This window comes from Kordia antarctica, from assembly GCF_009901525.1.
In the GTDB taxonomy this organism is placed as follows: domain Bacteria; phylum Bacteroidota; class Bacteroidia; order Flavobacteriales; family Flavobacteriaceae; genus Kordia; species Kordia antarctica.
This window is the reverse complement of record NZ_CP019288.1, coordinates 1,180,669-1,204,206: the sequence shown is the minus strand read 5'-3', so window position 1 is coordinate 1,204,206 and position 23,538 is coordinate 1,180,669. Positions and strand designations below refer to the sequence as shown.

Genomic DNA, 23,538 nt, shown 5'->3' with positions numbered 1-23,538 from the left:
AAGTTAAAAGTGATAAGTTGAAAGTGAAAAGTGAATAGTTGAAAGTGAAAAACTAAAAGTTAAAAGCTAAAAGTTAGTTTGTTTGTGGAAGTTTAAAATTTAAAATTATGGGGAAGAGTATATTGAGAGATAAAAGTTATGATTTTGCTTTAAAAATTGTAAAGCTATCTCGGGCTTTGGTTTCTGAAAAGAGAGAATATGTCTTAAGCAAACAATTGCTTCGAAATGGTACAGCAGTTGGCGCACTCATAAGAGAAGCGGAATTTGCTCAAAGTAAAGCTGATTTTATTCACAAAATGAGTATTTCCCTAAAAGAAGGCAACGAAACATTATACTGGCTCGAATTATTAAAAGATAGTGAGTTGATCGATGTAGAAACATTCAATTTGCTTCACGGTAATTGCAAGGAATTAGTCGCAATGTTGGTTAGCTCAATAAAAACTTCAAAAGGAAAATAATATGAAAATTTCATCATACATATCGATTATAAAGCAACGCTTTCAACTTAAAGAGAATTTTTCACTTTCTACTTTTAAGAAAGCAAACAAGCTAACTTTTCACTTTTCACTTTTCACTTTTCACTCAAAGAGAACTTTTCACTCAAAAAGCGTCTATGTTCTATGTTCTATGTTCTTTGTTCTTTCTGTTCAAAGTCAACAATTGGAAACACTTATTAATGAGGCACTTGTAAATAATAGTACTATTCAAAAATTCGAAATTCAATACAACATTGCTTCCGAAAAAGTGAACGAAGTCAATACGCTTCCAAACACGGAATTTGGTGTTGGGTATTTTGTGAGCGAACCAGAAACACGAACTGGAGCGCAACGTTTTAGAGTGTCTGCAAAGCAAATGCTTCCTTGGTTTGGGAATATTACAGCACGGGAAAATTATGTGAGTTCGTTAGCAGATGCTAAATATGAAGATATTGTGATTGCAAAAAGAAAACTAATGGCTTCGGTTTCGCAATCGTATTACAATTTGTATGCGAATAAGGCAAAGCAAGCGATATTGACAGAGAATATAAAACTACTTGAAACCTATGAAACATTGGCGTTGACTTCCGTCGAAGTTGGAAAAGCATCAGCGGTAGATGTGTTGCGATTGCAAATGCGTCAAAATGAAATGCAACAATTATCAGACGTTTTGAGTCAACAATATCTAGCAGAACAAACTAATTTTAACAAGCTTTTAAATCGAAACAAAGATATTTCAATCAATGTCGTAAATGAATTGAATATTCCTTCGGAAGATTTTGAAATTAATACTGAAAACTTAGCATTGCATCCTGAATTGTTGAAATATGATAAGTTGTATCAATCTATAGAACAATCAGAATTGTTGAATCAAAAAGAAAGCAAACCGATGATTGGTTTTGGATTGGATTATATAAATGTTGAAAAACGACCAAATATGAGTTTCAGTGATAACGGGAAAGACATTATTATGCCAATGGTTTCGGTTTCTATTCCATTATTTAACAACAGCTACAAATCTCAAACCAAGCAAAACGAATTGCAACAACTAGAAATTGTGGCACAAAAAGAAGAACGTTTAAACGCATTAGAAACTCTTTTAGAAAAAGCAACAACCGATAGAATTTCTGCGAGAATAAGTTATGCAACGCAAGCGAAAAACTTAAAACAAGCTAAAAATGCAGAAGAAATTTTAGTTAAAAACTACGAAACTGGAACGATTGATTTTAATGATGTTTTAGATATTCAAGAATTGCAATTAAAATTTCAAATGAATCAAATAGAATCGGTTAAAAGTTACTATTTGCAAACAACAATTATTAATTACTTAACGAATTAAACAATGAAAAAAGTAATATATACAATAGTATTTGCAGTAATGGGAATTGTGGTTATTTCTTGTCAATCGAAAGCTGAAAAAGTCAAAATTACAGAAGTTAAACATTCAGGCGCGTTAAGAACAATTATGTCTGGTAACATTGAATCTGTGATTAATTTAGACAGTCTATCAAATAAAAAACACTTATATGCACTTGGCGCTGTAGAAAATTTAAAAGGTGAAATTCAAATATTCGATAGCGAACCAAGTAACAGTTTTGTGTCAGATAGTAGTTTGCAAATTAATGATTCATACAATCTCAAAGCATCTTTATTAGTGTACGCTGAAGTTGAAGAATGGGATTCTTTTCAAATAGAAAATAGCAAAACAAAAAATGATTTGGAAGAACAGATTTTTGAAATCGCTAAAAACAGCGGAATCAATACAGATAAACCATTTCCTTTTTTAATAGAAGGCAACGTTGCATCTTTAGATTGGCATGTAATTAATTGGAAAGATGGAGATAAAATTCACAATCATAAAAAGCATAAAGAAGCTGGTTTAAACGGCACATTAAAAAATAAAGATGTTGAAATAATAGGATTTTATTCCACAAAACACAAAGCAGTTTTTACGCATCATACAACGAATATGCACATGCATTTTAAAACGGCAGATAATGCTGTTGCAGGTCATGTTGACGATGTATCACTAAACAACAGGATAACATTAAAATTACCAAAACAATGAAGCATTTAAAAGTTATACTAATTATAAATCAACCATTTTTTCACAATCAACGGAGGTAAATGTAGATAATTTTCAAATTAAAGAACACACACACAAATTAATAATAATATTTAAATAATAAAAAAATGAAATACTTAAAAACAATTACAATTTTAGCAGTGGCTTTTACGAGTCTAACAGCAATGTCTTGTAAAGACGAAAAGAAAGTGCAAGCCAATACAGAAGGCGAGAAACAAGAAATGGCAATGAATACTGATCAAGATGGAAAAGCAGAAGCAATTCTTGCAGATTATTTCAACCTAAAAGATGTTTTAGTAGCTGATGACAATGCAAAAGCAAAGGAATTTGGTGCTACGCTTGCAAAAAGTTTAGGCAATCTTGATATTTCAAAATATTCTGAATCGCAAAAAACACAATTAAAAGAAATCATTAAAGATGCTGCAAAACATGCAGAACATATTTCTGAAAGTGATATCAAACACCAACGTGAACATTTTAAAACATTAAGTAAAGACATTACAGAAATGGTTGCAATTACAGGTACTTCAAACACTTTATACGAGCAATATTGCCCAATGTACGATGGCGGAACTGCTTGGTTAAGTACAAAAGAGGAAGTGCGTAATCCATATTATGGGAGTCAAATGTTGAAGTGTGGTAAAGTGCAGCGAGAAATCAATTAAATCAAAACCTACAAAAAAATAATCTATGAAACACACATATCACATACACGGAATGACTTGCAACGGTTGTCGCGGTCACGTTGAAGAAACACTTTCAAAAGTGAAAGGTGTTTCAAAAGCTAGTGTTGATTTAGGCAAAAAAGAAGCTACTATTGAAATGGAATCACATATTCCGATAGAAAAGTTTCAAGAAGCACTAAAAAATGATGGCGATAAATACAGTATTCATTTGCCAGGAGAACATCCTAAAAATGATGAGGTTTTCACTTCCGTGAGAATGGACTCTGGGAAAGGAACAGGCACTTTTTATTGCCCAATGCACTGCGAAGGCGATAAAACCTATGACAAACCAGGCGATTGTCCAGTTTGCGGAATGGACTTAGTTGAAGAACAAAACCTATCAACGACTAATTCAGAACAATGGACATGTCCAATGCATCCAGAAATTGTAGAAGATGAATCTGGAGCGTGTCCTATTTGCGGAATGGATTTAGTGCCAATGCAAGCAGATAGTTCAGCGGAAGAAAAAAGCTATAAAAAGCTATCAAAAAAGTTTTGGATAGCAACAGCATTTACGTTGCCAATATTCTTAATCGCGATGAGCGAAATGATTTCCAACAATCCATTATACGACATTATGGAACAAAAAAGTTGGAATTGGATTCAGTTTGCATTATCAATTCCTGTGGTTTTCTATGCAACTTGGATGTTTTTTGAACGTGCGTATAGAAGTATAAAAACGTGGAATCTAAACATGTTTACGCTCATTGGAATTGGCGCAGGTGTAGCTTGGTTATTTAGTGTATTTGGGATGTTTTTTCCAGATATTTTTCCTGCACAATTCAAAGCGGAATCTGGTGCAGTTCACGTGTATTTTGAAGCAGCAACGGTGATTCTAACATTGGTGCTTTTAGGGCAACTCTTAGAAGCGCGAGCGCATAGCAAAACCAATTCGGCAGTAAAAGAATTATTAAAACTAGCACCAAATAAAGCTACAAAAATAGTCAATGGCGAAGCTGTTGAAGTTAGCATTGATAAAATTGCATTAAATGATATTCTAAAAGTAAAACCAGGCGATAAAATTCCTGTAGATGGCGTCATCACTGAAGGCGATACCACGATTGACGAATCTATGATTACGGGAGAGCCTATTCCTGTAAACAAATCGAAAGACGATAAAGTAAGTAGCGGAACCATAAATGGCAATCAAACCTTTTTGATGAAAGCGGAAAAAGTTGGCAGCGATACATTGTTATCTCAAATAATTCATATGGTAAACGATGCAAGCAGAAGTCGTGCGCCAATTCAAAACTTAGCAGATAGAGTTTCGGGTTATTTTGTACCAGTAGTTGTTTTAATATCATTGTTAACTTTTGCTGTTTGGGCAATTTGGGGACCACAACCTGTGTATGTATATGCGTTTGTGAATGCAATTGCTGTATTAATCATTGCGTGTCCGTGCGCATTAGGATTAGCAACTCCAATGTCTGTAATGGTTGGCGTTGGGAAAGGTGCTCAAAATGGCGTATTAATCAAGAATGCAGAAGCACTCGAAAAACTAGACAAAGTTGATACCTTAATCATTGACAAAACAGGAACGATTACCGAAGGAAAACCAACCGTAGAAAAAATTGGTTCTTTCAGTGGCAAATTCAGCGAAAGCGAAATACTTCAATATATTGTTTCTTTAAACAGTAATAGTGAACATCCATTAGCTGAAGCAACTGTAAAGTATGGGAAAGAACAAGATGCGGAAATTTTAAAATCAGATGCATTTAGTGCAGTTACGGGAAAAGGCGTAGAAGCTACAATTAACAGTAAAGAAGTTGCCTTAGGAAATCCTAAAATGATGGAATATGCAACTGCAGAAATCACTTCGAAAATGGAGGAAGAAGCAAAAACCTATCAACAACAAGGAAAAACTGTGTCTTATTTGTCAATTGATAAAACAGTAGTTGGTTATGTGGTAATTGGCGACAAAATCAAGCAAACTAGTGCAAAAGCGATTAAGGAATTACAAGACAAAGGTATTGCAGTAATTATGCTTACAGGAGATAATCATGACACAGCACAAGCAGTAGCTTCTGAGCTGAATCTGGCAGATTTTAAAGCAAGTATGTTACCAGAAGATAAGTTGAAAGAAGTTGAGAAACTTCAAACACAAGGCAAAGTAGTTGCAATGGCAGGCGATGGAATTAATGATGCGCCAGCTTTGGCAAAAAGTGATGTTGGTATTGCGATGGGAACAGGAACTGATGTCGCGATAGAAAGTGCCATGATAACTTTGGTAAAAGGAGATTTGCACGGAATTGTGAAAGCAAAAAACTTAAGTCACGCTGTAATGAGAAACATAAAGCAAAATTTATTTTTTGCACTCATTTACAACACATTAGGTGTTCCGATAGCTGCGGGTGTATTATTTCCGTTTTTTGGAATTTTACTATCACCAATGATTGCTGCATTGGCAATGAGTTTTAGTTCCGTTTCAGTAATTGTAAATGCATTAAGATTAAGAACCGTAAAAATTTAAAACCTATAAACCAATGAGAACAATAGTAACAATTCTAGTAACAGCTTTAGTATTTATAAGCTGTGAAAATGAAAAATCGAACAAAAAAAATCAAGAGCATTCAGAACATCCTAAAGAAGAAGTTGTGCCAACTAAAAAGAAAGTTTTAAGTCCACATACTTCAGCAATGGCAATGATTGGCGATGCTCATATTCATATAGATTATTCTTCGCCAGGCGTTAGAAGCAGAATAATATTTGGCGGTTTGTTAGCGTATGATATGGTTTGGCAAGCAGGCGCGCACAACGCAACTTGGTTTGAAACTAATAAAGCGTTAACGATTGATGGAAAAATTTTACCAGTAGGAAAATATGGTTTTTTTACGATTCCTTCGAAAGATGAATGGACACTTATTTTTAATTCAAATTGGGATCAACATGGGAAAGATGAATATGATGCGAAGGATGATGTATTGCGATTCAAAGTAAAACCAACTATTTCAGAAGAAATCACAGAGCATTTGGAATACAAAGTGACTAAAATTAATGATACGGAAGGTTCCATTTCTTTGGCTTGGGAAAAAGTCGCAGTCAAATTCAATTTTCAAGTAAATCAATAAAATGGTCAATAGACATACAGCACTAAAAATTAGAAAAACACATCGCTATTTAGGCTTGTTTATGGGAATTCAGTTTCTCATGTGGACTATTAGTGGTCTTTATTTTAGTTGGACAAATATTGATGATATACACGGCGATCAATTCAAAAATGTAGCATTTCAGCCGAAAGCGTTTCACAACTTACTAAGTCCGTCACAATTAAATATTCAAGATGGTATCAAAACGATTGAAATGCGAGATTTAAATTCAACGCCTTATTATTGGGTTAATAATTCTCAATTAATCAATGCTATTGACGGAAAACTTAAAAACGGAATCACAGAAAAAGAAGCATTATATGTTGCCAAAATTCATATGAAAGATGATTTGAAAGTAACAACAATTGCTCGAATTGAAGAAGCAGGAAAACATCATGAATATCGGAAAAAATTATTACCAGCATATGTGATTTCGTATGACACAGATGAAGCTTTAAAAGCATATGTTTCCATAAAAGACGGGAAGTTTCAAACCGTTAGACATCGGAGTTGGCGTTGGTTCGATTTTTTATGGATGACGCACACAATGGATTATGACGGTAGAGACAATTTTAATACGATAGTTTTAAGAGCATTTTCCCTCTTGGGATTAATTACGGTATTAAGCGGCTTTTTATTATGGTTTACAAGTTCGCCAAGAATTAGAAAATTAATTAAAAAAATCAAAAAATAAAACTATGGAAAATTCAACTGAACATTCAAACAAAGGAAATTACAAAACATTCTTTTTAATGTTAGGATTGTCATTTATTGCAATGTATATCACCATGTATTTGAATACCTACGCAATAGATCACGTATATTTTAGCTTAACACGTTTCTACATGGTTTGTTTAGGAATTTCAACAATGGCAGTTATTATGTTATTATTTATGTTGAAAATGTATACAAACAAAAAGAAAAACATGGCAATTCTTATTGGAAGCTTTATATTGTTTGTTGGCGCATTAGGTTTGGTACGAGCGCAAAGCCCAATTGTAGGCGATGTGTTATGGTTGAAAGCAATGATTCCGCACCATTCCATAGCAATATTAACTAGTGAAAGAGCAGACATTCAAGACCCTGAAGTTAAAAAATTGGCAGAAGATATTGTAGAAGCACAGAGAAAAGAAATTGAAGAAATGAAGGTAATGATAAACAGATTACAAAATGAAAAATAAAAATATACTCATATATATCGGAATATTAGCTGTAGGACTGCTTTTAGGATGGTTTCTTTTTGGTGGATCTTCCAATACAGAAACAGAACACAATCAAGACAAAGTAGCGGAAACGAATCAACTATGGACATGTTCAATGCATCCACAAATTATGTTGCCAGAATTTGGCGATTGTCCTATTTGTGGAATGGATTTGATTCCTGCCGAAAGCAGTGCAGATGGTTTGTTGGCAGATCAATTTAAGCTAACTGAAAACGCACTAGCGTTGGCAAATATTCAAACGTCGGTTGTGAATGATAGTAAAAATGAAAACAACGCGATCAAACTTTCTGGGAAAATTGTAGAAAACGAGGAAGGAAATGTAATCCAAGTGAGTTATTTCTCCGGAAGGATAGAACGTCTTAACGTCAGTTTTACTGGAGAAGAAGTTCGGAAAGGTCAACTATTAGCAACTATTTATTCGCCAGAATTATATGCTGCACAACAAGAATTGATTACTGCTGCATCTTTAAAACAATCGCAACCTGCATTGTACAAAGCTGTTCGTAATAAATTGAAACTTTGGAAACTGTCTGAAAGTCAAATTAGTCAAATTGAAACCTCTGGAAAAGTAAAAGAGAACTTTCCTGTGTATGCAACAGTTTCAGGTACTGTTTCAGAGAAGTTAGTATCTCAAGGCGAATCTGTAAAACAAGGACAACCGTTGCTGAAAATTGCAAATCTCAGTACGGTTTGGGCAAACTTCGATGTGTATGAAAACCAAATTGATTTGTTCAAAAAAGGGCAAGAGATTTCCATCACAACTACGGCATTTGCAAATAAAGAATTCAAAGCTACTGTCGATTTCATAGATCCAGTTTTAAACACAAACACACGAACTGTGAAATTAAGAGCGGTACTTACCAATAAAGACAATGTATTTAAGCCAGGAATGTTTGTGGAAGGAAAAATTAAAGGAATAACTTCTAGTAAAGAACAAGTAGTAATGATTCCATCTTCTGCAATTTTATGGACAGGAAAACGGTCGGTTGTGTATATAAAATCTGATCCAAATTCGCCAGTATTTGAAATGCGAGAAGTTGTTTTAGGGAATCAAATCGGAGCTACTTATGAAGTTTCAGAAGGTTTGAATACTGGCGATGAAATTGTTACAAACGGAACATTTACTGTTGATGCCGCTGCACAATTACAAGGCAAAAAGTCAATGATGAATAGAGAAGGCGGCAAAACAATGACTGGTCACGAAGGACATCTTGGAATGGAAAATACGATTTCGAAAGATGCTGATAAACAGTCAGATATGAACGAACGAATCAAAGTGTCTAAGGACTTTCAAAATCAATTAAAAGTAGTTTTTGATGATTATATCAAATTGAAAGATGCATTAGTCAAAGACGATTCTAAAAGCGCAGGAATAGCTTCAAAAAGTCTAGTGGATAATTTGTCTAAAGTTGACATGAAACTTTTAAAAGACACAAAGGCTCATAATCATTGGATGTCACTAGAAAAAAATATAAAAGCAGCAACAAATTCAATTTCAAATGCTTCAGATATTACATCGCAAAGAAATAATTTCATGCAATTATCATCAAATTTAATCAAAGCGGTTCAGGTATTTGGCGTGAACGAAAAAGTCTTTGTAGAATTTTGTCCAATGGCAAATAGCAATAATGGCGCGTATTGGTTGAGCAAAGAAGAAAAAGTATTGAATCCATATTATGGTGACGCAATGTTAACTTGTGGTGAAGTGAAGCAAGTTTTAAATTGAATATTGTAAGTTTGATACATCAAAATAAATAAACAATGCAAGATAAATTTCTAAAAATAGCAATCAACGAAGCAAAAAAAGGATTGCATGAAGGCGGAATTCCTATAGGAAGTGTGCTTATTCATAATGGAAAAATACTTGGCAAAGGTCACAACAAAAGAGTGCAAGATGGAAGTGTAGTATTACATGGAGAAATGGACGCGCTTGAAAATGCAGGCAGACAACCAGCTTCGGTTTACAAAAACTCAGTAATCTACACAACGCTTTCTCCGTGTCCAATGTGTACAGGAGCTATTTTATTATACGGGATTCCTAAAGTTGTCATTGGCGAAAACAAAACATTTTTAGGCGCAGAAGAACACTTGCGCGCTAATGGAGTAGAAGTAGTTGTATTAAATGATGAAGAATGTATTGCGATGATGACAGACTTTATTGAAAAACGTCCAGAACTTTGGAATGAAGATATTGGTTTTTAATCCGTTATTTTGATGTAAAAACTCAAACTTTTAAATACAATTCAACCCTAATTTTTAAAATAGAAGCTTCTCATTTTCTACAAGAAGTCTTTTTATTTTCCAATAATTATGCGTTACAATTTTGATATGCAATTTAAACGTTGCAATTTTGGTATAAATACCATTTGTTGTTTGAATGGTATATATACTATTTTTATACCAAAATATGATTTCAGAAACGCAATTTCAAAAAGAATTAGAATTAATAATTTCAAATGCAATCCGTGAAGATGTTGGTGACGGCGATCACAGTTCACTTGCCTGTATTCCAAATACCGCAATGGGAAAAGCCAAGCTATTAGTCAAAGATGAAGGAATTATTGCAGGAATTGAATTTGCAAAAATGGTCTTTTCCTATGTCGATCCTGAAATGAAAGTAGAAACACTCATTCAAGATGGAAGCAAGGTAAAATATGGTGATATCGCGTTTTATGTAACTGGAAAATCACAATCTATCCTAAAATCAGAACGTTTAGTTCTAAATGCAATGCAACGTATGAGCGCGATTGCTACCAAAACAAACATGTTTGTACAATTGCTTGAAGGCACCGAAACTAAAATTCTCGATACGCGTAAAACAACACCAGGAATCAGAGCGCTAGAAAAATGGGCAGTAAAAATTGGCGGTGGCGTAAATCATCGGTTTGCGTTATATGATATGATCATGCTAAAAGACAATCATATTGATTTTTGTGGAGGAATTACGCAAGCAATTACACAAACAAAAACATATCTCAAAGAAAATAATCTTGATTTAAAAATCATTGTCGAAGCTCGTAATTTAAAAGAAATAGAAGAAATATTACAAACAAAAGGCGTGTACAGAATCTTAATTGATAATTTCAACTATGAAGACACACGAAAAGCTGTTCAACTTATTGGCGATCAATGTCTAACAGAATCTTCTGGCGGAATCAATGAAAAAACCATTCGCGATTACGCACTTTGCGGCGTAAATTACATTTCGTCTGGCGCATTAACACATTCTGTATACAACTTAGATTTGAGTTTGAAAGCCGTAAAATAATGTCTAAAGAAATCGAAGATAAATTAGCCAAAATTCCACTACTAGGCATCTTAGTAGTTTTACTCAAGAAAATAAAACTTCCAGGACTAGAAGGCTTATCTATCTATGACTTATTAGAAATGTACATTTTAGGAATTATCAATGGCGCGTTCACTTCACGTGCTGGCGCGGTTGCATTTAGTTTCTTTATGGCAATATTTCCAACGTTACTATTTTTCTTAAACCTATTGCCATTTGTTCCTATTGAAGGTTTTCAAGTAAGTTTTATAGAAACAATCACTTCATTTTTACCGAATGAATCAGGGAATTTCTTAAATGAAATTATTGTAGATATTGTAAAAAACAAACGCGGAGGATTACTTTCAACGACATTCTTACTTTCTATATTTCTAATGACAAATGGCGTAAGTGCCATCTTTGCTGGGTTTGAAAACTCATACTACATTCAAAAAAAGAGAAACTTCTTCAAGCAATATCTATACGCATTAAGTGTCGGTTTGCTTTTGGCATTATTATTGATTTTTACCATTGTTGTATTGGGATATGTAGAATTGTACATTCCATATCTAAGTAACTTTGCAGGAAGAACCACAGGTTTTGATGTAATACGTGGGAATGAATTAGGAATCACTATTGCAAAATTCACGTTCTTAGTCAGCATGGTTTACATAGGAACAGCAATCTTATATTACTTTGGAACGTATCAAGGAAGAAGAGCAAAATTCTTTTCGTCAGGCGTATTACTCACAACGATATTAATCGTTTTAACATCGTATCTATTTGGAATATACATTGCTAACTTTTCTCAATACAACGAACTATACGGCTCCATTGGAGCATTATTAATCCTAATGATGTATATCTGGTTGAATGCAAATATATTACTACTAGGATTTGAATTAAACGCTTCCTTAGACATGTTAAAACTCAGAAGGGAGACAAAATAAAGTATTATGTTAGCATAATAAAAAGTAGTATATTACAAACGAAAATTATAAACAAACCCAATAACAAATGAAAAAGACAATTTATGCGTTCATCGCTTTTCTAATCGTAGGTATGAGTGCAACACATGCGCAAATTGAAATAGGAGCTGCAACACTTCCAGAAACGGTTACTTTTGAAAGTCAAAAACTCATATACAATGGCGCAGGCGTACGTAAAAAAGCTTGGTTCAAGCTCTATTCTGGTGGATTATACTTAACGAAAAAGTCAAGTGATGCAAAAGATATTATGGCAGCCGACGAATCAATGGCGATAAAATTACACATTACATCAAGAATGATTTCAAGTAGTAAAATGATCAATGCCGTAAATGATGGTTTTGAAAATGCAACAGACGGAAAAACAGCGCCGATTGCTACAGAAATAGAAAAATTTAAAGGATTTTTCAGTGATGAAATTAATGATGGAGACATCTTCGATATTGCATATATCAAAGGAACTGGCGTAGTTGTATACAAAAACGGAACAAAAAAAGGTACAATTGCAGGATTAGACTTCAAAAAAGCACTATTTGGAATTTGGTTATCAGAAAAACCAGCAGATAAAAAGCTTAAAAGCGGAATGTTAGGAAACTAACGTGTTAAAAATGAGCATAAAAAAAACAACATACGTATATTTTACACTATTAGTACTAAGTCTTCAAATAGGCTTTGCGCAAGATGTAATCGGAAAATGGAAAACCATTGACGACGAAGCAGGAGAAGCAAAATCAATTGTAGAAATTTACGAGGAAAACGGTAAAATTTATGGTAAAGTAGTAGACATTTTAAATCCAGAAAAACGTGCTGGTGTTTGTGAAAAATGCAACGATCATCGAAAAGATAAGCCAGTATTAGGAATGAAAATCATTGACGGACTTGAAAAAGACGATGATGAATACAAAGGCGGAAAAATTCTAGATCCTGAAAAAGGAAAAGAATACAAATGCAAAATATGGCTCGACGAAGACGATAAAAACAAACTATATGTACGTGGATATATCGCATTTTTTTACCGAACACAAAATTGGTATCGAGTGAATTAACTGCAACATACGAAGATAAAAACCATTCCTAAAAAGAGTGGTTTTTTTATGCAAAGTACCTACCTTTGAATCATGGCTTATTTCATCGATGTCATATTACCAATTCCGCTTCAGCGACTATTTACATATAGCATAACAGAAACCGAAGCAAACTTTCTCCAACAAGGAATGCGTGTCGCTGTTCCGTTTGGAAAGAGCAAGGTATATACGGCATTAGTCTACAAAATTCATCAAGAAGCACCAGAAACATACGAAGCAAAGGAAATTCAGCAAATTCTTGATGAAGAACCAATAATCTCACCACAACAATTAAAACATTGGGAATGGATTTCTAGTTATTACATGGCAAGTTTGGGCGAAGTATTTCGTTCGGCAGTTCCAAGTGCATTTCTACTGGAAAGTGAAACCATCATTTCAAAACACGAAAATTGTGATGTTGATGAAAATTCATTAAAAGATGACGAATTTCTAATCTTTGAAGCATTACAACATCAATCATTACTGAAGATTCAAGAAATCAGTAAAATTCTTGATAAGAAAAATGTATTGCCAGTCTTAACACGATTAATTGATAAAAAAGTCATTCAAGTATACGAAGAAATTTATGAGCAATACAAACCAAAATTAGTTCGGTATGTAAAGCTTCACGCGAAGTACGAAAGTGAAAAAAGCTTGCAGGAATTATTGGAAACATTAAACAGAGCCAAAAAACAGCGCGAAGTCATTCTCACATTATTTTCAATTTCAGCGACAGCTAAAAAACCAATCAAAGTCAAAGAACTCGCTACACAAAGCAAAGCGAGTTCGGCAATCATAAAAGCATTAATAGATAAAGAAATTCTTGAAGAATATTACATTCAAAGAGATCGAATAACCTATAACGGCGGAGAAACAGAAGATTCTAAACAACTCAATCAATATCAGCTAGAAGCGTATGAAACCATCAAAACGGCTTTTAAAACGAAAGATGTTTGTTTACTCTACGGAATTACGTCTTCTGGGAAAACGGAAGTATATGTAAAGCTTATTGAAGAAATTATCGCGACAGGAAAACAAGTATTATATCTGTTACCAGAGATTGCACTCACGACACAATTAATAACACGTTTACAACAATATTTTGGCGAAAAAGTAGCGATCTATCATTCCAAATATTCCATTCATGAACGCGTTGAGGTTTGGAACAATGTATTGGAAAACAAGCCAAAAGCACAAATTGTATTAGGCGCACGATCTTCACTATTCTTACCATTTTCAAACTTAGGATTAATCGTTGCAGATGAAGAACATGAAACTTCGTTCAAACAATTTGATCCTGCGCCACGATATCACGCACGCGATGCAGCAATTGTGCTTTCAAAAATACATCAAGGAAAAATAATACTAGGTTCGGCAACGCCAAGCGTAGAAAGTTATTACAATACAAAGATTGGTAAATACGCGTTAGCAACAATCACAAGACGTTACGGCGATGTTCTGTTGCCAGAAATGGAATTAGTCGATATCAAAGAAAAGCATCGTAAAAAGCGCATGAAAGGTCATTTTTCTGATCGTTTGTTAGAAGAAATTCAAGAAACGTTGGATAATGGTGAACAAATCATCTTATTTCAAAATAGACGCGGTTTTGCACCAATTATTGAATGTAAAACGTGTGGAAATTCACCACAATGTCCAAACTGTGATGTAAGTTTAACGTTTCATCAATACAAAAATCAATTGCGTTGTCACTATTGCAGTCATCACATTGCAATGCAGCAACAATGTTTTGCGTGCGGAAGTCACGAATTGGATTCCAAAGGTTTTGGTACACAACAAATAGAGCAGGAGTTACTCGAATTATTTCCCAAAGTAAAAGTTGGACGCATGGATTTGGACACAACGCGTGGAAAATACAGCTATCAGAAAATTATTTCAGCTTTTGAACAACAGGAAATTCAAATCTTAGTTGGAACACAAATGTTAACCAAAGGATTGGATTTTAGAAACGTGAATTTAGTCGGAATCATGAATGCAGATAGCATGCTTAATTTTCCAGATTTTAGAGCGCACGAACGCAGTTTTCAATTGATTCAGCAAGTTGCCGGTCGCGCCGGAAGAACTAAAAAACAAGGAAAAGTCATTGTGCAAACGTACAATCCATATCATCAAATATTACAGCAAGTTTCGGTTGGAAATTATGAAGCAATGTTTACAGATCAACTCAACGATCGACGACAATTTCAGTATCCGCCATTTTATAGATTGATCAAAATTACACTCAAACATAAAGAATACAATCGTGTCAATGAAAGTGCGGCTTGGTTTGCAAAATCGCTTCGCAATAGTTTTGGCGATAACGTGCTTGGCCCAGAATTTCCGCCAATAGCGAGAATTCGAAACTTATATCTGAAGAATATCTTATTAAAAATTCCTAAAAATCAATCGTTAGGAAAAACAAAAGACATGATTTCACGCGTACAAGCGAGTTTCTTGTCTATTTCGACGTATAGAAGTGTGCGAATTATAATTGATGTTGATACAGTGTAAAAGTAGTATTGAGATTTGAGTATTTAGTATTGAGAGAAGTACATGAATCATTTAACCTTTCAGTTAAAAACTGCAAAACTTCAGTTCGAGTGATTTTCAGAGAAAATTGTATCGAGAAGTATTTTGAAACAGTTTTGAGAAATAAGATGTTAGTATTGAGAATTCAACACTAGGTTTTTCAATCTTTTAATTATTTAATCTTTCAATATAAAACAAAACGTCACTTCGAGTGATTTTCAGAGAAAATTGTATCGAGAAGTACATGAATTTTTAAATCATTCAATACTTCAATCTTTAAATTGAGCAAAGCGATTTAGATATTCGAAAGTGCTTCCGAAAGCTCCACTTTCTTATTCCTGCTCAAAGGAATCAATTGACCAGAAATTTCAACATTTTTACTATTAAAACGGTCCACTTTGTCCAAATTCACGATGTAGGATTTGTGAATTCTCAAGAATTTATTCTCAGGCAATTGCTTTTCGAATGCTTTCATGGTAGATAAAACTACAATATTACTTTCGTCAGTAACTAACTTTACGTAATCGCCTAAAGCTTCAATCCATTTAATGCTATTTAAGATAACTTTACGTTTCTTCAAGTTACTTTTTACAAAAATATGATCGTCATCTTCGGTACTTTTCGCACCATAATTTGATTTGTCAAGTGCGCGTGCAATTGCTTTGTCAAAACGATCTTTAGATAATGGTTTGTGTAAAAAATCGGTTACATCGTAGTTAAACGCTTTAAAAGCATACTCTGTTTTTCCAGTAACCATAATAACTTGCGGCGGATTCTTTAATGACTCAAGCAAGTCAAATCCATTTAAAACAGGCATTTCAATATCCAAAAATATTAAATCGACATTATTTGTCTTCAATCCATTCTTTGCTTCTATAGCATTGCTATACTCAGCAATTAGGTTTAAAGAAGGGTGATTGAGCGTCAACTTGGCAACAGCCATCCGCTGTATAGAAGAATCATCTACAATAATACAGTTAAGCTTCATATGTGAAAAGCGATTTTATAAAATTTGGGTCAATGCAATGTTATAAAAAATAAATTTAAGACACAACAATTTATCGGATTTATTATACATTTACTCGGAATAAAAAAAGATTAATTACTGGCTTTACTTGAAAGAAAAGAACATTAATTATTAGCATAATAATAAATAAACACTATATTTGCGCCCAAATTAACTAAAAAATAGTATTTATGAATCATTATGAAACTGTTTTCATTTTAAATCCCGTTTTGTCTGAAACTCAGATAAAGGAAACAGTAGAGAAGTTTGAAGATTTCGTTGTTTCTAGAGGTGGCAAAATGATTTCAAAAGAAAATTGGGGGCTAAAAAAATTAGCATATCCAATTCAGCACAAAAAGAGTGGTTTCTATCACTTATTCGAATTCCAATCACCAGGAGAAGTAATTACTCCTTATGAGTTAGAATTCAGACGCGACGAGCGTATCATGCGTTATTTGACTGTAAGGTTAGACAAACATGCAATCTCGTGGGCAGAAAGAAGAAGAAGTAGAAAAACCGCTAAATCCTAAGAATTATGTCTTCAATAGAACAACAAGCAAAAGGAAAGAAAGAAGGAGAAATTAGATATTTAACTCCTTTAAACATCGAAACAACAAAGGCAAAAAAATATTGTCGTTTCAAGAAGTCAGGTATCAAGTATATCGATTATAAAGATCCAGATTTCTTAATCAAATTTGTAAACGAGCAAGGTAAATTACTACCACGTCGTTTAACTGGAACTTCATTAAAATTTCAACGAAAAGTGTCTGTAGCTGTAAAAAGAGCGCGTCACTTAGCATTAATGCCATATGTTGGCGATATGTTAAAATAAAATAGAGACACAGATATGGAACTTATTTTAAGACAAGACGTTGAAAATCTAGGATTTAAAGACGATTTAGTAACTGTAAAAAATGGTTACGGAAGAAACTTTTTAATTCCTCATGGATTTGCAACATTAGCAACAAGTTCAGCTAAAAAAGTTTTAGCAGAGAATTTGAAACAAAAAGCATACAAAGAAGAAAAATTAGTTAATGAGGCTAATGAAATTGCGAAAGCATTATTAGACTTAGAGATTAAGATTACTGCAAAAACAGGAACGGGAACTAAACTTTTCGGATCTGTAAACAATATGGATATCGTAGAAGCACTTAAAAAAGAAGGTCACACTATTGAGAAGAAATTCATCAAAGTGATTGGAGGAAGTGTAAAACGAACTGGTAGATATGAAGCGAAAGTTAGATTGCACAGAAGTGTAGTTGTTGACTTACCATTCGATGTTATTGCAGAAGCAAAAAAATAACGCCTAGCGTTTATTTATATAAAAGCCACTCAAATTTGAGTGGCTTTTTTTATGGAAAACATCTTAATAATTGTAAATTTGCACGCTTATTTATAAAAAAAGCACGCATTTTTAGTGTAGAATAGCATGAAGTATACAAGACTTACCAAAGAACAATTAGATGAATTGCACAAAGAATTCATCAACTTTTTAGCAACACAATCCATCACTGCTAAAGAATGGGAAACGCTGAAAACTGAAAACCCGCAAGTAGCTGAAGAAGAAATAGATGTATTTAGCGATTTGGTTTGGGAAGGTGTATTAACGCAAGCTACATACTTAGAAAATATTTCGGCGCAACACTTATATTTATTTCACTTAGGTGAAAACGAAATGAAGTTAATTGCTGTCAAGATTCTAACAGAAAACATAGACATTACAACCAAAGAAGGTTTCGCTTGGTTGCGTGAAAATTATAGTTCTGATGAAGTGGAAATTCTAACTGCAAACAAAGCATATTCAGATGACAGAAACGCAGACAAATTTGCGCTCATACAACAAGGTTCAAACATTACTAAAGGACAATTATTTCAGTGGTTTCAAGCTACGATGTCGTAGTTTTTCGTAGTTACATCGAACTTTATTGGAAATCATTTTGGAATATATAAGAATTCTTTTTTTGTTGTATATTGGAAGCAAATAAGGCAAAAACAGCCTAAGACGTTGGTCCGTATAATTGTAGTCTTTCTGAAACAAACACAGAAAGTGTTAAATACAAATAAAACCCGAAATGAACTAGATGATGAAAAAATATTTGTTGATTGTCTGCCTTATATTGCTATTCACAAATATGTATGGGCAACGTGAAAATTCTTCAAAGCTCATTTTGGAAGGAGAAATTGAATTCATTTCTAAATTGCCAAATCCCGAAGAAATAAATTATCCTGATTGCAATTATTCAACAATATTCAACGTAAATACAGATTCAAAAAACACTAAAATAAGTATTGTATTCAAAGGTATTGTAAATAAAAAACGTGTAGCTACTGCAAATTATAAAGTAGGAGATAAGATTAGAGTTACGTTGATTCCATTTGATAATGCTAATCCCAAAATTCGTCAAACACAATTGATCGATCACGTTGATGACTTTGATATGGAAGTTTATTACGCGATAAAAACCACAAAAATTAAAAAATTTTCCAAAAGCATACACTCAAAAGATGTTGTCTCAAAAAAACAAAAAGTAACATCAGTAGGAACACTGCCAATTGATAAAAAGGCGAATCGAAAAAGACAAAAAGCCATAAAATCAGAAATTAGAAGAATTCAGAAACTATTAAAATCTCATGGCGGCACTTGGGAACAATGGGAAAAAGATATTTCCGCCTTCAAAAGTGAATATGCTAAAGCAAATGCAGCAAAAGAATCAAAATGGATTGGAAACTCGTTTTTTTCAGCAGGAAAAGCGTATGCAGATGCAAATGAAGGAAATTTTGTGGATGCAATGACCGATTTTAATGAGTATTTAAAACAATTTAATATTGATTTAATTATCATTAGAATACCTTTTAAAGGAGAAGTTTCAGGATCTTTATTTTCAGATAAACTCTCTGATCATGTTGTGAATCCGTATGCGATGAAAGTGACTTCTGATTTATTGAAAAATGATATCGAAGTACTAGATATTCTTCCAAAACTCATTGAAGAACGCACCAAACATCCTTTAGTATTTTGGTACAATGATTTTGACGAAAAGCATCCAGCGGAGACTGTTTCATGGGTAGTTGCAAAAGAACTAAAAAAGTTATTAAAACGATATCCTGAGTATAAAACGATTCCCAAAATAACAACTTACATAAAAGATACGATTGGTATTGGCAACGGAAAACAGTATAAATGGCCAAAAGGGAATGAATTATATTCTCCTAAAAAAAATATTACTTTCAAAACTGTTGTTGATAGTTTAGAAAACATAATACGAATAGAATACGACAAAAATACATCTCCTTTTTTACTCATTGGAAATTCCTTTTTAGGGTTTCCTTCCATAGCACGAGGCGGAAGTATCCCACATTATTTTATGTACGAAAGCGGTTTTAAACCAGATGTATATTATAGAAGCGGCGGAATAGGGCTTGGGAGATTAATTTATAAAAAAGGAAAGTCATACCTTGAAAATAGAAGAGCAATTGTATACGTTGCGCTACCAGAATCTTTTCAAGGCAACGTTCCCGTTATACCTTTAGCAGCAAGTATGAATATTGATAATTATGATGAAAAAGAGATTATAACACTCGACATAAATAATTGGAGTGAACATGTAGTGTTTACTCCAAAATTAGCGGCAGGCGATACTTTCAATATTACAAAAGAAGGATATATAGCTGCCATAGGACAAAAAGGAATTAGTACAGATGGCGGCACTTTAAAAGTAACGCTGCCAGATACTTTAGAGCTAAATGCGAATGATGTTTTAAAAATACATTTTCAATACACTTCTGTTGGATATTCTGAAGTAACTGTTTATTTCGATGGACAAGAAAAAAGCTTTCTAAGATCGAAAAATGTAAAAGATAATTATTACGAAAATGTCTATTTTAAACTAACGAAAAAAACTAAAAACAGGAACTTTGAAATAGCATTTCAAAATATAAAAAGAAAACAGAAAATCAAAAAAATAAAAGTAAGTTTACTTACATTCAAATAGAATTATAAATGGTATTTAGTTCCTACTTTTTTATCTTTTATTTTCTACCATTAGTACTAATATTGTACTATATCTCTCCAAAAAAAATAAGACACCTTACGCTAACTATCATAAGTTATGTGTTTTATGGATGGGCAAATCCTTTTTTTGCACTTCTAATGATGGGAAGTACATTGATCGATTATATATGCGGACTTTTCATAGCCGAACAATTGGGCGAAAATTGGAAAAACCCCATTAAAATAGTATCAAAAGATGCTGCAAGAACTCGAAAACAACGAATTGCGGTTACAGTTTCTGTCATCTCAAACCTGTCGTTATTAGTGTTTTTCAAATACTTCAATTTCGCAGTAGAAAATTACAATTCACTTTTGCAGTCTTTTGGATTTCAAGGAATTGAATCAAGTAGTATTATGCACATTGTTTTACCGCTTGGAATCAGCTTTTACACGTTTCAAAGTATGAGTTATTCCATTGATATTTATCGTGGTAATGCAAAAGCAATTCGAAACTTTATTGATTTTGCTTGTTACGTTTCCATGTTTCCACAATTGGTAGCTGGTCCGATTATAAAATTTCAAGAAGTCTCAAATCAATTACAACACAGAACACACACGCTTGAAAAATTTTCGAGAGGAATCGCTTTTTTCTGCTTAGGAATGGCAAAAAAAGTATTGCTTGCAAATCCGTGTGGAAAAATTGCAGACATCTGTTTTGAATCTGTCGATGTTGGTTTTCTAAATTCTTGGTACGGCGCCACATCGTACGCTTTTCAAATATATTTTGACTTTAGCGGATATTCTGATATGGCAATTGGGTTAGGATTAATGTTAGGATTTGTATTTCCTAAAAACTTCGATTCGCCGTATTTAGCCAGAAGTATTACGGAATTTTGGCGACGTTGGCACATTTCATTATCAACATGGTTAAGAGATTATTTATACATTCCGCTAGGCGGAAATAAAAAAGGAAACAACAGAACCTACGTAAACCTAATGATTGTGATGTTGATCGGAGGATTATGGCACGGATCGTCATGGAATTTTATAATTTGGGGAGCTATTCATGGACTATTTTTAGCATTGGAAAGACTCGCCAATAAAAAAGCGTTTTATCAAAAACTACCAAAAATAGCAGGAATAATGATTACGTTTATCATTGTAGTGTTTGCGTGGGTATTTTTTAGAGCAGCCGATTTACCAAGTGCGATAACCTATATTCAAGCCATGTTTGGCGGAACTTCAATGTCGCAAACAGATTTAGTAAACAATGTGTTAATCAGGAATCCGTATTATCTTTTTAGTTTTTTCCTTGCGGGAATTGTCGTTTGGAAATTTCCACAAACGTGGGATTTCACAAAAAAAATCACGCTAACGAAATCAATCTGGATTATGTTTTTGATGCTAATTTCTGTGATGGCTTTGGTAACGCAAGATTTTAACCCGTTCATATACTTTATTTTTTAAAAACGATGGCTATGGAACATAAAAAAATGTCGCGAGAAGAAATAGCAACTGCTGAAATTAGGAAGACTGATATTTCAAAAAGAAATCAAAAGATACTCTTGGCATTCTTTTTGATTTTCATCATGTCAGCTGCTGTAATTCAATTGATAAGTAACATCAGTCGAGCAGCGGAAACTTCTAGTTTAACTATGAAAAATGATCAAATAGTTGATGCGTCAGCTGGATTTTTTAAAAACATGACCAATTTCAATACTAACTTGTTGAGCAATATCAAACAATTTGAAACTGATTTAGAAGATAATTCTGTTTTTAGAAAAACAATCATTCCGATAACGCAAACTGGTTTAGTGCAAATTTTTAATACAGGAAACGAAAATGCGTGGCTTTCAAAAGATAATTTTTATTATAAATTTTCTAATCAATACTTAACGCAAGCTGGTTTTTTAGACACTAAACAATTAAACAAAAGAGAAGAAAACGAAGAAGTACAACCAAATCCTGTTAAGGCAATTCTCGATTTCAAAGAAAAATTAGCCAAAAGAAATATACAACTCATTATTATTCCTGCGCCGCCAAAAGCTTCATTCGTACTAAAAAATTCAGCGAAAGCGATAAATAACAAATCATACGCAACATTTGTAAAACAGTTGCAAAACGAAGGAATTGTAGTTTGTGATGTGTTTTCATTGTTGGAAAAACAAAACCTCGAAAATTCTGGCTATCTAAAATATGATACACATTGGTCGCCAGAAGCAATGAAAATAGTCGCAAACGAAGTCAGTAAGTTGCTGGACAGTTTATCAATCCCGAAAGGAAACACAAATTATAATACTAAAAAAGCAACAATTGAAAACTATGGAGACATTGTTGATATGCTCAATATTGAAAATAAAAATGCTCATTTCAAAACGCAATCCATAGAAATAGAACAGGTTTTAGGTGGTAATTATTTGTTTAAACCTTCTGCGGAATCAGATATTCTATTTTTGGGCGATAGTTATGCAAACATATACTCTTTTGAAGGAATGAATTGGGGAAGTTCCGCGGGACTTTCTGAACACATAAGTCATAATATGAACAAACCTGTAGATAGAATTTTAATGAATGATGCAGGCGCATATGCAACACGATTATCACTTTCGAATGATTTGAAACGTGGCAGAGATCGATTAGCAGGAAAAAAAGTTTTAATTTTGGAATTTGCTGCGCGCGAATTGTCTGTTGGCGATTGGAAAATTTTGGACATGAAACTAAATGAAGATTATGAATCAGAATTTTTCGTTCCAAAAGAAGAAACTTCAGTTACTGTAACAGGAATTGTGCGAGAAACAAGTAAAGTTCCGTTGCCAAATACAGTTCCGTATAAAGATCATGTTTTTTCAATTCATATTACGGATTTGAAAGATAGCACAGGAAATGAATTAGGCGAATCGGTTGTATATGTATCAAGTATGGAAAATAATAATTGGACAGACGCCGCAAAATTACGAAACGGACAAGAAATTACACTAAAACTCTATAATTGGCATGAATATGCAGACAAATTTGGTTCTATAAATCGTTCCGAATTGCAAGATGATGATTTATCGTTAGAAGATCCATGTTGGGGAATTTTGATTAAAAAATAAGTACAATAC

23 protein-coding genes are annotated in these 23,538 nt (G+C 33.4%); 22 read left to right on the top strand and 1 reads right to left on the bottom strand.

Going from position 1 to position 23,538, the window contains the following annotated elements; all coding sequences use genetic code 11:
* The first annotated feature begins 107 nt into the window (after positions 1-107).
* From IMCC3317_RS04765 to priA, 15 genes are all read left to right on the top strand, one after another.
* Complete coding sequence (locus tag IMCC3317_RS04765) at positions 108-458, top strand: four helix bundle protein (RefSeq protein WP_160128366.1); 351 nt, start codon at positions 108-110, stop codon at positions 456-458.
* Between the two features lie 169 nt (positions 459-627).
* Positions 628-1,815: a TolC family protein gene (locus IMCC3317_RS04760; RefSeq protein ID WP_160128365.1), complete on the top strand. Its 1,188-nt coding sequence runs from the start codon at positions 628-630 to the stop codon at positions 1,813-1,815.
* Between the two features lie 3 nt (positions 1,816-1,818).
* Positions 1,819-2,544: an acetolactate decarboxylase gene (locus IMCC3317_RS04755; RefSeq protein WP_160128364.1), complete on the top strand. Its 726-nt coding sequence runs from the start codon at positions 1,819-1,821 to the stop codon at positions 2,542-2,544.
* Between the two features lie 125 nt (positions 2,545-2,669).
* Positions 2,670-3,227 carry a DUF3347 domain-containing protein gene (locus IMCC3317_RS04750; protein WP_160128363.1) on the top strand — a complete coding sequence of 186 codons (558 nt, stop codon included), beginning with the start codon at positions 2,670-2,672 and terminating at the stop codon, positions 3,225-3,227.
* Positions 3,228-3,252: 25 nt separating this feature from the next.
* Complete coding sequence (locus IMCC3317_RS04745) at positions 3,253-5,757, top strand: heavy metal translocating P-type ATPase (protein ID WP_160128362.1); 2,505 nt, start codon at positions 3,253-3,255, stop codon at positions 5,755-5,757.
* Positions 5,758-5,770: 13 nt separating this feature from the next.
* Entirely contained in the window at positions 5,771-6,355 is a 585-nt protein-coding gene (locus IMCC3317_RS04740) for a DUF2911 domain-containing protein (RefSeq protein WP_160128361.1), read from the top strand.
* Position 6,356: 1 nt separating this feature from the next.
* Entirely contained in the window at positions 6,357-7,067 is a 711-nt protein-coding gene (locus IMCC3317_RS04735; protein ID WP_160128360.1) for a PepSY domain-containing protein, read from the top strand.
* A 4-nt stretch (positions 7,068-7,071) separates the two neighbouring features.
* Positions 7,072-7,554 carry a DUF305 domain-containing protein gene (locus IMCC3317_RS04730; RefSeq protein ID WP_160128359.1) on the top strand — a complete coding sequence of 161 codons (483 nt, stop codon included), beginning with the start codon at positions 7,072-7,074 and terminating at the stop codon, positions 7,552-7,554.
* Positions 7,544-9,322 (top strand): efflux RND transporter periplasmic adaptor subunit, encoded by a 1,779-nt coding sequence (locus IMCC3317_RS04725; protein WP_160128358.1) that lies wholly within the window; start codon positions 7,544-7,546, stop codon positions 9,320-9,322. The genes IMCC3317_RS04730 and IMCC3317_RS04725 overlap by 11 nt, the downstream gene beginning before the upstream one ends.
* 35 nt (positions 9,323-9,357) lie before the next feature.
* Positions 9,358-9,798 carry a nucleoside deaminase gene (locus tag IMCC3317_RS04720; protein ID WP_160128357.1) on the top strand — a complete coding sequence of 147 codons (441 nt, stop codon included), beginning with the start codon at positions 9,358-9,360 and terminating at the stop codon, positions 9,796-9,798.
* A gap of 205 nt (positions 9,799-10,003) precedes the next feature.
* Positions 10,004-10,864 (top strand): carboxylating nicotinate-nucleotide diphosphorylase, encoded by an 861-nt coding sequence (gene nadC / locus IMCC3317_RS04715; protein WP_160128356.1) that lies wholly within the window; start codon positions 10,004-10,006, stop codon positions 10,862-10,864.
* The gene (locus IMCC3317_RS04710; protein ID WP_160128355.1) at positions 10,864-11,811 is read left to right on the top strand and encodes a YihY/virulence factor BrkB family protein; all 948 of its coding nucleotides are present in this window, start codon (positions 10,864-10,866) and stop codon (positions 11,809-11,811) included. The genes nadC and IMCC3317_RS04710 overlap by 1 nt, the downstream gene beginning before the upstream one ends.
* Positions 11,812-11,878: 67 nt before the next feature.
* Positions 11,879-12,445: a chalcone isomerase family protein gene (locus tag IMCC3317_RS04705; RefSeq protein ID WP_160128354.1), complete on the top strand. Its 567-nt coding sequence runs from the start codon at positions 11,879-11,881 to the stop codon at positions 12,443-12,445.
* Between the two features lie 10 nt (positions 12,446-12,455).
* Positions 12,456-12,893, top strand: a complete 438-nt coding sequence (locus IMCC3317_RS04700; protein ID WP_160128353.1) for a DUF2147 domain-containing protein — start codon at positions 12,456-12,458, stop codon at positions 12,891-12,893.
* A 72-nt stretch (positions 12,894-12,965) separates the two neighbouring features.
* A complete protein-coding gene (priA, locus tag IMCC3317_RS04695) occupies positions 12,966-15,419 on the top strand; it encodes a replication restart helicase PriA (protein WP_160128352.1) in 2,454 nt (817 codons plus the stop codon).
* A 313-nt stretch (positions 15,420-15,732) separates the two neighbouring features.
* Here the strand turns inward: priA and IMCC3317_RS04690 are convergent, their stop codons facing one another.
* Positions 15,733-16,425 carry a LytR/AlgR family response regulator transcription factor gene (locus tag IMCC3317_RS04690; RefSeq protein WP_160128351.1) on the bottom strand — a complete coding sequence of 231 codons (693 nt, stop codon included), beginning with the start codon at positions 16,423-16,425 and terminating at the stop codon, positions 15,733-15,735.
* A gap of 209 nt (positions 16,426-16,634) precedes the next feature.
* On the opposite strand from IMCC3317_RS04690, the gene rpsF reads away from it, so the two are divergent.
* From rpsF to IMCC3317_RS04655, 7 genes are all read left to right on the top strand, one after another.
* Positions 16,635-16,973, top strand: coding sequence for a 30S ribosomal protein S6 (gene rpsF, locus IMCC3317_RS04685; RefSeq protein WP_160128350.1), 339 nt, complete (start codon positions 16,635-16,637; stop codon positions 16,971-16,973).
* A gap of 2 nt (positions 16,974-16,975) precedes the next feature.
* Positions 16,976-17,275, top strand: coding sequence for a 30S ribosomal protein S18 (rpsR, locus tag IMCC3317_RS04680; RefSeq protein WP_174805963.1), 300 nt, complete (start codon positions 16,976-16,978; stop codon positions 17,273-17,275).
* 15 nt (positions 17,276-17,290) lie between these two features.
* Positions 17,291-17,746, top strand: a complete 456-nt coding sequence (rplI, locus tag IMCC3317_RS04675; protein WP_160128348.1) for a 50S ribosomal protein L9 — start codon at positions 17,291-17,293, stop codon at positions 17,744-17,746.
* Between the two features lie 126 nt (positions 17,747-17,872).
* The gene (locus IMCC3317_RS04670; RefSeq protein WP_160128347.1) at positions 17,873-18,343 is read left to right on the top strand and encodes a DUF6495 family protein; all 471 of its coding nucleotides are present in this window, start codon (positions 17,873-17,875) and stop codon (positions 18,341-18,343) included.
* Positions 18,344-18,524: 181 nt separating this feature from the next.
* Entirely contained in the window at positions 18,525-20,435 is a 1,911-nt protein-coding gene (locus IMCC3317_RS04665) for a hypothetical protein (RefSeq protein WP_160128346.1), read from the top strand.
* Positions 20,436-20,443: 8 nt separating this feature from the next.
* On the top strand, positions 20,444-21,901 hold the full coding sequence (locus IMCC3317_RS04660; protein ID WP_160128345.1) for an MBOAT family O-acyltransferase: 1,458 nt from the start codon (positions 20,444-20,446) through the stop codon (positions 21,899-21,901).
* Between the two features lie 11 nt (positions 21,902-21,912).
* Positions 21,913-23,529, top strand: coding sequence for an alginate O-acetyltransferase AlgX-related protein (locus tag IMCC3317_RS04655; RefSeq protein ID WP_160128344.1), 1,617 nt, complete (start codon positions 21,913-21,915; stop codon positions 23,527-23,529).
* The last annotated feature ends 9 nt before the right edge of the window (positions 23,530-23,538 follow it).

What these genes read in the sequence shown, in the direction of transcription:
- IMCC3317_RS04765 (WP_160128366.1), top strand. Translation starts at nt 108, where the DNA reads ATGGGGAAGAGTATATTGAGAGATAAAAGTTATGATTTTGCTTTAAAA.
- IMCC3317_RS04760 (WP_160128365.1), top strand. Translation starts at nt 628, where the DNA reads ATGTTCTTTGTTCTTTCTGTTCAAAGTCAACAATTGGAAACACTTATT.
- IMCC3317_RS04755 (WP_160128364.1), top strand. Translation starts at nt 1,819, where the DNA reads ATGAAAAAAGTAATATATACAATAGTATTTGCAGTAATGGGAATTGTG.
- IMCC3317_RS04750 (WP_160128363.1), top strand. Translation starts at nt 2,670, where the DNA reads ATGAAATACTTAAAAACAATTACAATTTTAGCAGTGGCTTTTACGAGT.
- IMCC3317_RS04745 (WP_160128362.1), top strand. Translation starts at nt 3,253, where the DNA reads ATGAAACACACATATCACATACACGGAATGACTTGCAACGGTTGTCGC.
- IMCC3317_RS04740 (WP_160128361.1), top strand. Translation starts at nt 5,771, where the DNA reads ATGAGAACAATAGTAACAATTCTAGTAACAGCTTTAGTATTTATAAGC.
- IMCC3317_RS04735 (WP_160128360.1), top strand. Translation starts at nt 6,357, where the DNA reads ATGGTCAATAGACATACAGCACTAAAAATTAGAAAAACACATCGCTAT.
- IMCC3317_RS04730 (WP_160128359.1), top strand. Translation starts at nt 7,072, where the DNA reads ATGGAAAATTCAACTGAACATTCAAACAAAGGAAATTACAAAACATTC.
- IMCC3317_RS04725 (WP_160128358.1), top strand. Translation starts at nt 7,544, where the DNA reads ATGAAAAATAAAAATATACTCATATATATCGGAATATTAGCTGTAGGA.
- IMCC3317_RS04720 (WP_160128357.1), top strand. Translation starts at nt 9,358, where the DNA reads ATGCAAGATAAATTTCTAAAAATAGCAATCAACGAAGCAAAAAAAGGA.
- nadC (WP_160128356.1), top strand. Translation starts at nt 10,004, where the DNA reads ATGATTTCAGAAACGCAATTTCAAAAAGAATTAGAATTAATAATTTCA.
- IMCC3317_RS04710 (WP_160128355.1), top strand. Translation starts at nt 10,864, where the DNA reads ATGTCTAAAGAAATCGAAGATAAATTAGCCAAAATTCCACTACTAGGC.
- IMCC3317_RS04705 (WP_160128354.1), top strand. Translation starts at nt 11,879, where the DNA reads ATGAAAAAGACAATTTATGCGTTCATCGCTTTTCTAATCGTAGGTATG.
- IMCC3317_RS04700 (WP_160128353.1), top strand. Translation starts at nt 12,456, where the DNA reads ATGAGCATAAAAAAAACAACATACGTATATTTTACACTATTAGTACTA.
- priA (WP_160128352.1), top strand. Translation starts at nt 12,966, where the DNA reads ATGGCTTATTTCATCGATGTCATATTACCAATTCCGCTTCAGCGACTA.
- IMCC3317_RS04690 (WP_160128351.1), bottom strand. Translation starts at nt 16,425, where the DNA reads ATGAAGCTTAACTGTATTATTGTAGATGATTCTTCTATACAGCGGATG.
- rpsF (WP_160128350.1), top strand. Translation starts at nt 16,635, where the DNA reads ATGAATCATTATGAAACTGTTTTCATTTTAAATCCCGTTTTGTCTGAA.
- rplI (WP_160128348.1), top strand. Translation starts at nt 17,291, where the DNA reads ATGGAACTTATTTTAAGACAAGACGTTGAAAATCTAGGATTTAAAGAC.
- IMCC3317_RS04670 (WP_160128347.1), top strand. Translation starts at nt 17,873, where the DNA reads ATGAAGTATACAAGACTTACCAAAGAACAATTAGATGAATTGCACAAA.
- IMCC3317_RS04665 (WP_160128346.1), top strand. Translation starts at nt 18,525, where the DNA reads ATGATGAAAAAATATTTGTTGATTGTCTGCCTTATATTGCTATTCACA.
- IMCC3317_RS04660 (WP_160128345.1), top strand. Translation starts at nt 20,444, where the DNA reads ATGGTATTTAGTTCCTACTTTTTTATCTTTTATTTTCTACCATTAGTA.
- IMCC3317_RS04655 (WP_160128344.1), top strand. Translation starts at nt 21,913, where the DNA reads ATGGAACATAAAAAAATGTCGCGAGAAGAAATAGCAACTGCTGAAATT.